The organism is Mesorhizobium sp. B3-1-9 (genome assembly GCF_006439595.1).
Classification (GTDB): domain Bacteria; phylum Pseudomonadota; class Alphaproteobacteria; order Rhizobiales; family Rhizobiaceae; genus Mesorhizobium.
Map to the genome: position 1 here is coordinate 91,651 of NZ_VFTJ01000014.1, position 12,577 is coordinate 104,227.

The 12,577-nt window shown below is 65.3% G+C and carries 11 protein-coding genes and 1 pseudogene; 11 read left to right on the plus strand and 1 reads right to left on the minus strand.

Translation table 11 applies throughout. The annotated features are described in order from the left end of the window. Positions 1–26 precede the first annotated feature (26 nt). The 4 genes from pheS to FJW07_RS22465 are packed head-to-tail and all read left to right on the plus strand — an operon-like array spanning position 27 to position 4,626. Entirely contained in the window at positions 27–1,124 is a 1,098-nt protein-coding gene (pheS, locus tag FJW07_RS22450; RefSeq protein ID WP_140858810.1) for a phenylalanine--tRNA ligase subunit alpha, read from the plus strand. Further along, positions 1,121–1,573 carry a GFA family protein gene (locus FJW07_RS22455; RefSeq protein ID WP_140858811.1) on the plus strand — a complete coding sequence of 151 codons (453 nt, stop codon included), beginning with the start codon at positions 1,121–1,123 and terminating at the stop codon, positions 1,571–1,573. Before pheS ends, FJW07_RS22455 begins: the two co-directional genes overlap by 4 nt. After that, a complete protein-coding gene (gene pheT / locus FJW07_RS22460) occupies positions 1,570–3,978 on the plus strand; it encodes a phenylalanine--tRNA ligase subunit beta (protein ID WP_140858812.1) in 2,409 nt (802 codons plus the stop codon). Before FJW07_RS22455 ends, pheT begins: the two co-directional genes overlap by 4 nt. A 45-nt stretch (positions 3,979–4,023) precedes the next feature. After that, the gene (locus tag FJW07_RS22465) at positions 4,024–4,626 is read left to right on the plus strand and encodes a nucleotidyltransferase family protein (RefSeq protein WP_140858813.1); all 603 of its coding nucleotides are present in this window, start codon (positions 4,024–4,026) and stop codon (positions 4,624–4,626) included. Positions 4,627–4,867: 241 nt separating this feature from the next. Here the strand turns inward: FJW07_RS22465 and FJW07_RS22475 are convergent, their stop codons facing one another. Next, a complete protein-coding gene (locus FJW07_RS22475; protein WP_140858814.1) occupies positions 4,868–5,863 on the minus strand; it encodes an aldo/keto reductase in 996 nt (331 codons plus the stop codon). Positions 5,864–5,959: 96 nt separating this feature from the next. Between FJW07_RS22475 and FJW07_RS22480 the strand changes: the two genes are divergently transcribed. The 7 genes and pseudogenes from FJW07_RS22480 to FJW07_RS22510 all read left to right on the plus strand — a co-directional run bounded on the left by FJW07_RS22480 (position 5,960) and on the right by FJW07_RS22510 (position 12,519). Further along, a complete protein-coding gene (locus FJW07_RS22480) occupies positions 5,960–6,841 on the plus strand; it encodes a LysR family transcriptional regulator (RefSeq protein ID WP_140858815.1) in 882 nt (293 codons plus the stop codon). 93 nt (positions 6,842–6,934) lie between these two features. Then, a pseudogene (locus FJW07_RS22485) lies at positions 6,935–7,114 on the plus strand (polyisoprenoid-binding protein); the annotation flags it as partial. A 269-nt stretch (positions 7,115–7,383) separates the two neighbouring features. Continuing rightward, a complete protein-coding gene (locus FJW07_RS22490; RefSeq protein ID WP_140858816.1) occupies positions 7,384–8,370 on the plus strand; it encodes a Gfo/Idh/MocA family oxidoreductase in 987 nt (328 codons plus the stop codon). 72 nt (positions 8,371–8,442) lie between these two features. After that, complete coding sequence (locus FJW07_RS22495; RefSeq protein WP_140858817.1) at positions 8,443–10,098, plus strand: FAD-binding dehydrogenase; 1,656 nt, start codon at positions 8,443–8,445, stop codon at positions 10,096–10,098. 101 nt (positions 10,099–10,199) lie between these two features. After that, the gene (locus tag FJW07_RS22500) at positions 10,200–11,165 is read left to right on the plus strand and encodes a 2-dehydropantoate 2-reductase N-terminal domain-containing protein (protein WP_140858818.1); all 966 of its coding nucleotides are present in this window, start codon (positions 10,200–10,202) and stop codon (positions 11,163–11,165) included. A gap of 96 nt (positions 11,166–11,261) precedes the next feature. Next, a complete protein-coding gene (locus tag FJW07_RS22505; protein ID WP_246680844.1) occupies positions 11,262–11,582 on the plus strand; it encodes a hypothetical protein in 321 nt (106 codons plus the stop codon). A 40-nt stretch (positions 11,583–11,622) separates the two neighbouring features. Then, on the plus strand, positions 11,623–12,519 hold the full coding sequence (locus tag FJW07_RS22510; RefSeq protein WP_140858819.1) for an RNA polymerase sigma factor: 897 nt from the start codon (positions 11,623–11,625) through the stop codon (positions 12,517–12,519). Positions 12,520–12,577 lie beyond the last annotated feature (58 nt).

Here is a 12,577-nt window from a genome sequence, read left to right on the forward strand (position 1 = left end):
TGATTTCCAACGAAGCGAGTTTGACCGTGAACGACGCAACTACCGGCTTGGATACACTTGAAAATTCCCTTCTAGCCGAAATCGCGGCCGCGGCCGACGAGCCGGCGATTGAGGCGGTGCGCGTCTCGGCGCTGGGCAAGAAGGGCTCGGTTTCCGAAATGCTGAAGACGCTCGGCGCGATGAGCGCCGAGGAGCGCCAGGTGAAGGGCCCGGCGATCAACGGCCTGAAGAACCGCGTCACCGAGGCGCTCGCCGCGCGCAAGGCGGAGCTCAAGGATGTGGCAATCGCCGCCCGGCTCGCTGCCGAGAAGGTCGATGTCACGCTCCCCGTTCGCCAGTCGCCGGCCGAGCGTGGCCGCATCCATCCGATCAGCCAGGTGATCGACGAGATCGCGGCGATCTTCGGCGATCTCGGCTTCGCGATTGCCGAAGGTCCGGATATCGAGACCGACTACTACAATTTCACCGCGCTGAATTTCCCCGAGGGGCATCCGGCGCGCGAAATGCACGACACCTTCTTCTTCCAGCCGGACGAGAAGGGCGAGCGCAAGCTGTTGCGCACGCACACCTCGCCCGTGCAGATCCGCACCATGGAGCGGCAGAAGCCGCCGATCCGCATCGTCATCCCCGGCAAGACCTACCGGCAGGATTCCGACGCCACCCACTCGCCTATGTTCCATCAGGTCGAGGGGCTGGTGGTCGACAAGTCGGCCAATATTGCCAACATGAAGTGGGTGCTGGAGGAGTTCTGCAAGGCCTTCTTCGAGGTGCCGTCGGTCAAGATGCGCTTCCGCCCCTCCTTCTTCCCGTTCACCGAGCCCAGCCTCGAGGTCGACATCCAGTGCGACCGTTCGCGTCCGGGCGAAGTGCGCTTCGGGGAAGGCTCCGACTGGATGGAGATCCTGGGCTGCGGTATGGTCCACCCCAACGTGCTGCGCGCCGGCGGGCTCGATCCCGACGAATATCAAGGCTTCGCCTGGGGCATGGGCATCGACCGCATTGCCATGCTGAAATACGGCATGCCGGACCTGCGCGCTTTCTTCGACGCCGACGTGCGCTGGCTGTCGCATTACGGCTTCAGGCCGCTCGACCTGCCGACGCTGTTCGGGGGATTGTCGACATGACCGCACCCCACACCGGGGGTTGCCGCTGCGGCGCGGTGCGGTTCGAGGCCTCGGCCGAGCCGCACCACATCAGCTATTGCCATTGTGGCGATTGCCGGCGCGCCACGGGCGCGCCGGTGTCGGCCTTTGTCGGCTTCATGGCCGACCAGGTCGCGCTCGAGGGCAAATCGCTGAAAAGCTACCGCAACGGTCCGGTGGAGCGCTCGTTCTGCGGCATCTGCGGCTCGCCGATCGCCTATATCGACCAACGGCTCGACAACCAGATCTATTTGATGCTCGGCGCCATGGACATGCCGGCTTATTTCAGGCCGACGCTGCATGCCTATGTGCGTGAGCAGCTGCCCTTCCTGCACATGCCGGACGATCTGCCCAGACATCTGAAGACCAGCGTGCCCCGCCCCAACCAACAAGGGTCGGACGGGCAAGGACCAAACGGAACAGAACCATGAAATTCACCCTCTCCTGGCTCAAGGACCATCTCGAGACCGACGCCTCTCTGGCCGAAATCGTCGAGCGGCTGACCGCGATCGGCCTCGAAGTCGAGCATGTCGACGACAAGGCCGGTCTGAAGCCCTTCGTCATCGCCAAGGTGCTGACGGCGGTGCAGCATCCCGACGCCGACCGGCTGCGCGTGCTGACCGTCGACACCGGCGACGGCAAGCCGCCGGTGCAGGTGGTGTGCGGCGCGCCCAACGCCCGCGCCGGCCTGATCGGCGCCTTCGCGGCGCCCGGCACCTATGTTCCCGGCATCGACGTGACGCTCTCGGTCGGCAAGATCCGCGGCGTCGAAAGCCACGGCATGATGTGCTCGGAGCGCGAACTGGAAATCTCCGACGAGCATAACGGCATCATCGATTTGCCGCAGGACGCGCCGGTCGGCACCAGCTTCGCCGCCTACGCGCATCTCGACGATCCCGTCATCGAGATCAACCTGACGCCGAACCGGCCGGACGCGACCAGCGTCTACGGCATCGCGCGCGATCTCGCGGCGAGCGGGCTTGGCCGGCTCACCGGTGGCGGAATCATGCCGCATGCCGGCGATGGCCTGTGCCCGGTCAAGGTCACGATCGAGGCGCCTGAGCTCTGCCCCGGCTTCGCGCTGACGCTGGTGAAGGGCGTCAAGAACGGCCCGTCGCCGAAATGGCTGCAGCAGCGGCTGATCGCCATCGGGCTTCGCCCGATCAGAGCTCTGGTCGACATCACCAACTACGTCACCTTCGACCGCGGCCGGCCGCTGCACGTCTTCGATGCGAAGAAGGTCGCCGGCAACCTCGTGGTGCGCCGCGCCAAGGACGGCGAGACTGTACTGGCGCTGGACGGGCGCGAATACACGCTGACGCCGGAAATGTGCGTGATCGCCGACGACAATGGCGTGGAATCGATCGCCGGCATCATGGGCGGCGAGCATTCGGGCTGCGACGAGAACACCACCGACGTGCTGATCGAATCGGCGCTCTGGGATCCGATCACCACGGCTCGCACCGGCCGCGCGCTCGGCGTCATCAGCGATGCGCGCTACCGCTTCGAGCGCGGCGTCGACCCGGAATTCATGGTGCCGGGCGTCGAGCTCGCGATCAAGCTGGTGCTCGATTTCTGCGGCGGCACGCCTTCTGAAATCGAGGTTGCCGGCTATGCCGGCCACAAGCCGAAGATCGTCTCGTTCCCGCTGTCGGAAGTGAAACGGCTGACCGGCATCGAGGTGCCGAGAGAGGAAGCCCTCGGCATCCTGACCCGGCTCGGCTTCGAGCCGAAAGGACTGAGCGACGTCGTCAAAGTGGAGGTGCCGTCCTGGCGGCCGGATGTCGACGGCAAGGCCGACCTGGTCGAGGAGGTGATGCGCATCCATGGCGTCGACAACATCGCGCCGCAGCCGCTTACCTCGCATGACGCGGTCAACGGCAGGATCCTGACCACGCTGCAGGTGCGCACCCGCGCGGCCAAGCGCGCGCTCGCCGTGCGCGGCATGATGGAGGCCGTCACCTGGTCGTTCATTCCGGCAAAACACGCCGAGCTGTTCGGCGGCGGCCAGACGGGACTCAAGCTCGCCAACCCGATCGCCGCCGACATGTCCGACATGCGGCCGTCGCTGCTGCCGGGGCTGATCGCGGCCGCGCAGCGCAATGCCGACAAGGGCATCGGCGATGTGGCGCTGTTCGAGGTCTCGGGCACCTATGAGGGTGATGGCGCCGACCAGCAGCGCCGCGTCGCCGCCGGCGTGCGGCGCGGCACGGCCAAGCTCGACGGTTCGGGGCGCAGCTGGGCCGGCAATGCCGGTCCGGTCGGCGTGTTCGACGCCAAGGCCGATGCGATCGCCGCGCTCGAAGCCTGCGGCGCGCCGGTCGACCGGCTGCAGATCGAGCCGGGTGGTCCCGCCTGGTATCATCCCGGGCGCTCGGGTACGATCAAGCTCGGGCCCAAGACCGTGCTCGGCACCTTCGGCGAATTCCATCCGAAGACGCTGGACGGGCTGGACGTGTCCGGTCCGCTTTGCGGCTTCGAGGTTTTCGTCGACGCCGTGCCGGAGCCGAAGGCCAAGCCGACGCGCACCAAGCCGAAGCTGGAGCTCTCGCCCTTCCAGGCTGTGAAGCGCGATTTCGCCTTCGTCGTCGACCGGACGGTCGAGGCCGGCACGCTGGTGCGTGCGGCTTTGGCCGCCGACAAGAAGCTGGTCACCGGCGTTTCGGTGTTCGATGTGTTCGAAGGCGCCTCGCTGGGGGCGGCCAAGAAGTCGATCGCCATCGAAGTGTCGATCCAGCCGGTCGAAAAGACGCTGACCGACGAGGATTTCGAGGCGCTGGCAAAGCGCATCGTCGAGAACGTCAACAAGCAGACGGGCGGCGTGCTGCGGACCTAAAGAATTCAGATTGCGGAGCGATGGCGAATCGCCGTCCAAAGGGCGATGCACCATCTCCGCTATTCCGGCCTTTCCTTCGAAGAACAGCGCGCGGCCTTCCTCGCCATCGTCGCGGCCGATCCAGTGCTCAGCGAGACGCTGCCGCGGGTTCGTGAGCTTGCGCTGCCGGATTGGCTGGTGGTTTCCGGCGCGCTCTACAACAGCGTCTGGAACCATCTGACCGGCAAGCCGCCTGGATACGGCATCAAGGATGTCGACCTGTTCTATTTCGACGACGCCGATTTGTCCTACGAGGCAGAGGATGCGGTGATCCGCCGGGCGGCGAAGCATTTCGCGGGACTGTCGCTGCCGGTCGAGGTGCGCAACCAGGCGCGGGTGCATCTGTGGTATCCGCAAAAATTCGGGCAGGAGTGCCCGCGCTATGCGAGCGCGAGCGAGCCGGTGAGCTATTTTGCCTCGAAGACGCATGCGGTCGGGGTGCGGCACGGCCCAGACGGAGCGTTGGAGCTGGTGGCGCCGTTCGGGCTCGACGACATTTTTTCGTTTCGGATTACGCCGAACAGGGTGCTGGACAATCAGCGGACGCATGAAGCCAAGGGGAAAAGGGCGCGGGAGTACTGGCCGGAGATTGGTGTGGTGGCGTGGTAGGTGCCAAAGATAAGGAGCCTAATGTCGGCGGGACAGCACCCCCCTCTGTCCTGCCGGACATCTCCCCCGCAAGGGGGGAGATTGGCAGTTTCGTCGATGCTGCCCATCCTGCAACGTTGGCGATTAGCGAAAGCGGTGGCGACATCTGATCTCCCCCCTTGCGGGGGAGATGGCCGGCAGGCCAGAGGGGGGCGCGCCAACGTCTCAACAAGAAAACGGCGCCGAAGCGCCCTTTCCACCTTCACCCATTCACCAGCGCCAGCAATTCCTCCGTGTAGCGCTTGCCGACCACCTTGTCGGGCGACAGCGCATCGCCGATTGCCGCTACTTCCGCCGCGCTCAGCTCGATGCCGGCCGCCGCCGTGTTTTGCTCCAGATGGCGTATCTTCCTTGCGCCGGGGATCGGCACGATGAAATCGCCCTGGTGCAGCACCCAGGCGAGCGCCAGTTGCGCCGGTGTGACGCCCTTTTCAGCCGCCAGCTTTTCCAGCACCGCGATGACGGCGTTGTTGGCTGCCATCGCTTCGGCCTGGAAGCGCGGCAGGGTGCGGCGCCAGTCGCCGGCGCCGAGCGCGTCGGGCTTGCCGATCGTGCCGGTGAGCAGGCCGCGGCCGAGTGGGCTGTAGGGGACAAAACCGATGCCGAGCTCGCGGCAGACGGCAAAGACCTCGTCCTCGGGATCGCGGCTCCACAGCGAATATTCGCTTTGCACCGCAGCGATCGGATGCACGGCGTGCGCCCGGCGCAGCGTCGCGCCGCTCACTTCCGACAGACCGAGCGCCCGCACCTTGCCTTCGCGCACCAGCTCGGCCATGGCGCCGACCGTGTCCTCGATCGGCACGTTGGGGTCGACGCGGTGCTGATAGTAGAGGTCGAGCACGTCGGTATTGAGCCGCTTGAGCGAGGCTTCGGCCACCGCCTTGACGTGCTCGGGGCGACTGTCGACGCCGATCATGCGATCCATGCCCGAGCCGTGCTCGGAAATCTTGAAGCCGAATTTGGTGGCGATCGTCACATGATCGCGCACCGGCTTCAGCGCCTTGCCGAGCAGGATCTCGTTCTCGAACGGACCATAGACCTCGGCGGTGTCGAAGAAGGTGACGCCGATCTCGACGGCGCGGCGCAGCGTGGCGATGGCTTCCGTCTCCGGCTGGCCGCCATAGCCGAAGCTCATGCCCATGCAGCCGAGGCCGACGGGGAAGACTTCGAGTTCAGTTCCTAGCTTGCGGGTTTTCATCACGCATCTCCTTGTTGCGGTGGGAGGGAGATAACGCCTTGCGATCCGTTCGATAATCGGTTCTCTTTCGCACGGCTTGCTCTATAAAATAGAACAATGAACCGGACCAACCTCTCCCAACTCGCCGTGCTCGCCACCGTCGCCCAATGCGCCAGCTTCCGCCGCGCGGCGCGCGAGCTCGGCATCGCGCCGTCGGCGGTCAGTCATGCCGTATCGACCCTGGAAGCACGGCTCGGCGTGCGGTTGCTGGCGCGCAGCACCCGCAGTGTCGCGCCGACCGAGGAAGGCGCACAGTTGCTCGAACGGCTGCGGCCGGCGTTGTCGGAGATCGATCTGGCGCTGGAGACGGCGGTCGAGGCGCGCGACCGGCCGGCTGGCAATCTGCGGCTGACCGTGCCGCGCACCGCCGCGCATCTGGTGCTGACGCCACGGCTTGCCGACTTCGCCGCCGCCTATCCCGACATCGTGCTGGAGATCGTCATCGAGGATCGCTTCACCGATGTGGTCGAAGGCGGTTTCGATGCCGGCGTGCGGCTCGGCGAAAGCCTGCAGCGCGACATGATCGCGGTGCGTATCGGGCCGAATATCCGCGGCGCGGTGGTCGCAGCGCCATCCTATTTCGCGGTGATGCCGAAGCCGCGCCATCCGAGCGAGCTGGCCGACCACCGCTGCATCCGCTTCCGTTTCTCCAGCGGTATCCTCTACCGCTGGGAATTCGAGAAGGACGGCGAGGAAATCGAGATCGCGGCCGAGGGGCCGCTGATCCTCGACGAAGATCACCTGATCGCCCAGGCGGCGGTCGACGGCGCCGGGCTTGCCTTCGTCTTCGAGCCCTATGTGCGGGCGCCGCTCGCCGACGGCCGGCTGATCCGCGTGCTGGAGGATTGGTGCCCGACCTTCGAGGGCTTTTTCGTCTACTATCCGAGCCGCAGGCAGATGCGGCCGGCGCTGAGGGCGTTCGTGGATTTCTTCAGGTGAGCGGGTAGGAGCGCGGCAAGATCACGCTTCAAGGTTGATAAGCAAATTTTCAACCGTCGGCACCGCCCCTAATCTGCCTGCCGGCATCTTCTGGCGCGCGGCAAGACGTTTTCGGAAAAATTCACGGCCGAGCTCGGCGGATTGAAGAGCGGGACGAGCAAGTTCCACGTCACCGGCAAGGTGCTCAGGTCGCGCTACGGCATGGATGTCGGCACACCGCTCTATTCCAACATCGTCGACTTCGACATGACGCTGATGGGGAGAAGGGGGTAGTTCCAAGCCCCGCGTCCTCGAGTTCGTCATCCTAGGGCGAAGCAAGGAGCGAAGCGACGCGCGCAGACCCTAGGATCCATTCCGTGACGCTAAAGCGTTGCAACAGTTACAGAATTCTGCGCCGCTGCACTTTACGTCAAGGGTTACGGAATGGATCCTCGGGTCAAGCCCGAGGATGACGAAGGCGTTTTGTGGCCCGCGTCTGCGATTGGCTTTTCCGTCGATTTCGGGCAAACCTCGTTACCTGTAAACCGACATGGAGAAGCGTGATGTTCCGATGGGGTGTTCTGTCGACGGCAAAGATCGGCCGCGAGCAGCTTTTGCCGGCAATCGTGGATTCGGAGAACGGCGTCCTGACGGCGATCGCCAGCCGCGACCTGTCGAAGGCCAAGGCGTTGGGCGAGCGTTTCGGCGCCCGCCATGCCTTCGGCTCGTACGAGGAGCTGCTCGCCTCCAAGGACGTCGACGGCGTCTATATCCCGCTGCCGACATCGCAGCATGTCGAATGGACGGCGAAGGCGATCGAAGCGGGCAAGCATGTGCTGGTCGAGAAGCCTCTGGCGCTCGACGCCAAGGACATCCCGCCGCTGATCAAGCTGCGCGACGAAAAGAAAGTGCTGGTCTGCGAGGCCTTCATGGTCGTCTACCATCCGCAATGGATCAAGGTGCGCGACCTCATCGCCGGCGGCGCCATCGGCCGGCTGCGGCATGTGCAGGGCGCGTTTTCCTATTACAATGTCGACCCCAAGAACATGCGCAACCAGCTCGATCTCGGCGGCGGCGCGCTGCCCGACATCGGCGTTTATCCAACGGTGTCGACGCGCTTTTCGACCGGCAAGGAGCCGATCCGCGTGCAGGCGACGATCGAGCGCGACAAGACCTTCGGAACCGACATCTATTCCTCGATCCGCGCGGATTTCGGCGACTTCGAGCTGTCCTTCTATCTGTCGACGCAGATGGCGGCCCGCCAGGTTATGGTGTTCCACGGCGAGAAGGGCTTCATCGAGGTTTTTGGCCCGTTCAATGCCGGGCTCTACGAGCATCACCGCATCGAGCTGCACAACCAGAACCACACCGAAGCGCAGGTGTTCCGCTTCCCGGGCACGCAGCAGTACCGGCTGGAATGCGAGGCCTTCGTGCGTGCCGCGCAGGGCGGCAAGGACCGCGTCTTCACGCTGGAGGAATCGGTGCTCAACCAGAAAGTCATCGACGCCATCTTCCGCGCCGGAGAAAAGGACGGCTGGGAGAACGTCTAGCTCTTTTGTTTGACGCAATTCCGGACGGAAAACCGCCTTTCCTGGAATTGCTTTGCCGGCCACGGAGGAAAAATGGCTGACGCGGACGTGATCATTGTCGGCACGGGGCTGGCGGGCCTCGTCGCCGCGGCCGAGCTGGCCGACGCCGGCAAGAAGATCGTCATCGTCGACCAGGAGCCGGAGCAGTCGCTGGGCGGCCAGGCCTTCTGGTCGTTCGGCGGCTTGTTCCTGGTCGATTCGCCCGAGCAGCGGCGCATGCGCATCCGCGATTCCCACGACCTCGCGCTCGAGGACTGGATGGGCACGGCCGCCTTCGACCGTCCGGAGGATTTCTGGCCGCGCAAATGGGCCGAGGCCTATGTCGGCTTCGCCGCCGGCGAGAAGCGCTCATGGCTGATCGAGCGCGGCCTGAAATTCTTCCCCGTGGTCGGCTGGGCCGAGCGCGGCGGCGGCAGTGCGACCGGCCACGGCAATTCGGTGCCGCGCTTCCACATCACTTGGGGCACAGGGCCCGGCGTGCTCGAACCTTTCGTGCTGCGTGTGCGCGAGGCGCAAAAGCGCGGGCTGGTGGAGTTCAGGTTCCGCCACCGGGTCAACGAGATCGTCCGCACTGGCGACACGGTCACCGGCGTGCGCGGCGACGTGCTGGAGCAGAGCAGCGTCGAGCGCGGCCACAAAAGCCCGCGCGCCGTGACCGGGGACTTCGAGTTCCATGCACAAGCGGTGATCGTGGCTTCCGGCGGCATCGGCGGCAACCACGAGCTGGTGCGCAGGAACTGGCCTGAGCGCCTCGGCGCGCCGCCAAAGCGCATGATCACCGGCGTGCCCGACCATGTCGACGGGCGCATGCTGGCGATCACCGAGGCTGCCGGCGGCTCGACCATCAACCGCGACCGCATGTGGCACTATGTCGAGGGCATCAACAACTGGGCGCCGATCTGGACGGATCACGCGATCCGCATCCTGCCCGGCCCCTCGTCGCTCTGGCTCGACGCACGCGGCAAAAGGCTGCCGGTGCCGCTCTACCCGGGCTTCGATACGCTCGGCACGCTCAGCCACATCATGGGCACCGGCTTCGACTATTCCTGGTTCATCCTGACCAAAAAAATCATCCAGAAGGAGTTCGCGCTGTCGGGCTCCGAGCAGAACCCCGACCTCACGGGGAAAAGCTGGCGGCAGGTGCTGGGCCGCGCGACCTCGGGAATTCCCGGCCCGGTGAAAGCCTTCATGGAAAAGGGCGAGGACTTCATCGTCGAGGCTGATCTTGCAAAGCTGGTGGCGCGCATGAACGCGCTGGCCGGCGGCGCGCCGCTGCTGGAGGTCGCCCAGGTCGAGCGCGAGATCCGCGCCCGCGACATGCAACTCGACAATCCATTCTCCAAGGACGCGCAGATCACCGCGCTGCGCGGCGCCCGCGCCTATCTCGGCGACAAGCTGATCCGCACCGCCAGGCCGCACAAGATGCTCGATCCGGCGAACGGCCCGCTGATCGCGGTGCGCCTCAACGTCCTGACCCGCAAGACGCTGGGCGGCTTGCAGACCGATCTCGACAGCCGCGTTCTCGACGCCGCCGGCGAGCCGGTGCCGGGTCTCTATGCGGCGGGCGAAGTGGCCGGCTTCGGCGGCGGTGGGGTGCATGGCTATGCGGCGTTGGAAGGCACCTTCCTCGGCGGCTGCATCTTTTCCGGCCGCAGCGCGGGGCGGGCGGCGGCAGCCACGATTGCGTGAACGCAGCGCCTGGGTGATCGCCGGTTCAGCGACAAAGCTGTAGGCTTTTTCGGTCAATCGTTGTCGACCGAAGTCCCAACTCCAATCACAGCGGGAACAGCATGCGCATCATCGTCTATGGCATCGGCGCGGTCGGCGGCGCTATCGCGGCCCAGCTCAGCTTTTCCGACCATGCGGTCATCGGCATCGCCCGCGGCAGGCAGCTCGATGCCATCCGCGCTGCGGGGCTGTCGCTTTCCACCCCGCAAGGCACCAGGATCGCGCGCTTTCCCGTCCATGCCGACCCGACGGAGATTTCCTTCAGGCCGGACGATGTCGTGCTCCTGACGATGAAGACCCCCGACACACTCGGCGCACTGCAGCGGCTCAACGCCGCCGGCGTAACGGCGCAACCCGTATTCTGTTTCCAGAACGGCGTTGCCAACGAGCCGCTGGCGTTGCGTTTCTTCGCCAATGTCTATGGCGCGACGGTGATGCTGCCGGCCGATTACGACACGCCTGGCCAGGTAGCGGCCTATTTCGCGCCCAGGATCGGCGCCTTCGATATCGGCCGCTATCCTTCCGGAATCGACGGCACAGTCGAGAAACTGTGCGGGGTTCTGAGCGCGTCCGGTTTCATCGTCGACCCCAGGGACAATGTGATGAGCAGCAAATATCGCAAGCTGCTGGCCAACCTTCGAAACATCATAGACGCCGCGCTCGGGGATACCGAGCTGCAGCGGAAATGGTATGCGAAGGCACGAGCCGAAGCCGAGGCCGTGCTGAGCGCGGCCGGGATCGACTGGGACAAAACCGACGCCATGGCCCGTGAAGAATTGACAATCGGCACTGTCCCGGGCCGCGTGCGCGTCGGGTCGTCGACACTGCAAAGCATCGTGCGCGGGACCGGGTCCCTCGAAACGGACTTCCTCAATGGCGAGATCGTCCTTCTCGGGCGGCTCAACGGCATGGCGACACCCGTTAACTCGGCCTTATGCAAACTGTCGATCGAGCTGGCCAGCGGCCGGATGCGACCACAATCGGCCGGCGACGACACGATCGTCTCCATGATCGGCGGAAGCGGCTGATCGCAGGAGACGAATCGAAAGATAGTAACCCGCCCGGGAATCCTTTCGGGCCCATGGAACGTCTTCCTCACGCAGATCCGCAAACAGGAGACGACCATGACCTACAATCTCATCCGCTACGGCGTGAAGGACGCCAGCACCGCCGAGAACCGGGCGCTGGTGGCAAAGGTGTTCGAGGCGCTGGATGAAACGCAGCCGCAATCGGTGCGCTATCTGGTGCTCGAACTGGAGAATGGCGAATTCGTCCACCTCGTCGGTTACGACAAGGACAGTTCGGCGCTGACCGAACTGGACGCGTTCAAGGCGTTCGGCGCCGATCATGCCGGGCGGCGTTCGACGCCGCTGGCGAGGTCGCCGGCGAAGATCGTCGGCAACTATCGTATGCTGGCCAAAGCCGATGAAGCCGTGCCCGCCTGACTAGGGCCGGCTTGTGATCGGCGAGGCGAGAAAGAGGACGATGAGCTCAGCAGGGTTCGGCCGCGCGGAACTTGAAGCCATGCTCGTCGGCCTGCGGCCGAAACTGCATCGCTACGCCGCCCGCATGGCCGGCTCGGCGATCGAGGGTGAGGACATCGTGCAGGAGGCGACGGTGAAGGCGCTTGCCGCCCATGATGGCGGCGCGCGCGTCGAGCGTCCCGAGCAATGGCTGTTCCGCATCGCCCACAATGCGGCGCAGGATCATCTGCGCCGCCGCCAGCGGGAGCGTTCGCGAATGAGCGAGGCCGACATGACCGCGATAGCGGACCTCTCCGCCAGCGCCGAGACGAGGCTCGCGACTGCCATGAGCCTGGGCCGCTTCATGCGGCTGACGCCGACGCAGCGCAGCGCCGTGATCCTGGTCGACGTGCTCGGCCTCAGCCTGCATGAGACCTGCGAGGTGACGGGCGCGACGCTTGCCGCCGTCAAGGCGGCGCTGCATCGCGGCCGGGCGGAGTTGAAGGCGATGGCGGCGTTGCCGGACGACATGACCATGCCGAAGCTCGACCCGGAGGAGGGGCGTCGGCTGTGCCGCTATGTCGACCTGTTCAACGCGCGCGATTTCGACGGGGTGAGGATGCTGATCGCCGAGGACATTCAGGTCGACGTCGTCAACCGCGCCCGCCTCAACGGCAAGAAGGAAGCCTCGACCTATTTCGGCAATTACGACCGCATGAGCGACTGGGGGTTGTCACTCGGCTTCGTCGAGGCCCGGCCGGCGATCCTGATCCGTAACCCGCGAGCCGGCGATACGGTGCGCGGCTTCGTGCTGATCGACTGGCGCGGCGATGAAGTCGTCCGCATCCGCGATTTCCGCCACGCGCCTTATTGCGTCGCGGAGGCTGATATTCTCCTCACCTCTGGCGAGCGGGCATGACGGCTCCGGACCGCGTTTGCTACTTCGCAATCGATCTTCCGCTGGCAAATGCCCATAG

Excerpts from the sequence above, each read along its gene's own strand:
- FJW07_RS22475 (WP_140858814.1), bottom strand. The coding sequence starts at position 5,863 with ATGAAAACCCGCAAGCTAGGAACTGAACTCGAAGTCTTCCCCGTCGGC.
- FJW07_RS22505 (WP_246680844.1), top strand. The coding sequence starts at position 11,262 with ATGACCTACAATCTCATCCGCTACGGCGTGAAGGACGCCAGCACCGCC.
- FJW07_RS22510 (WP_140858819.1), top strand. The coding sequence starts at position 11,623 with ATGAGCTCAGCAGGGTTCGGCCGCGCGGAACTTGAAGCCATGCTCGTC.
- FJW07_RS22495 (WP_140858817.1), top strand. The coding sequence starts at position 8,443 with ATGGCTGACGCGGACGTGATCATTGTCGGCACGGGGCTGGCGGGCCTC.
- FJW07_RS22455 (WP_140858811.1), top strand. The coding sequence starts at position 1,121 with ATGACCGCACCCCACACCGGGGGTTGCCGCTGCGGCGCGGTGCGGTTC.
- FJW07_RS22465 (WP_140858813.1), top strand. The coding sequence starts at position 4,024 with ATGCACCATCTCCGCTATTCCGGCCTTTCCTTCGAAGAACAGCGCGCG.
- FJW07_RS22480 (WP_140858815.1), top strand. The coding sequence starts at position 5,960 with ATGAACCGGACCAACCTCTCCCAACTCGCCGTGCTCGCCACCGTCGCC.
- pheT (WP_140858812.1), top strand. The coding sequence starts at position 1,570 with ATGAAATTCACCCTCTCCTGGCTCAAGGACCATCTCGAGACCGACGCC.
- FJW07_RS22500 (WP_140858818.1), top strand. The coding sequence starts at position 10,200 with ATGCGCATCATCGTCTATGGCATCGGCGCGGTCGGCGGCGCTATCGCG.
- FJW07_RS22490 (WP_140858816.1), top strand. The coding sequence starts at position 7,384 with ATGTTCCGATGGGGTGTTCTGTCGACGGCAAAGATCGGCCGCGAGCAG.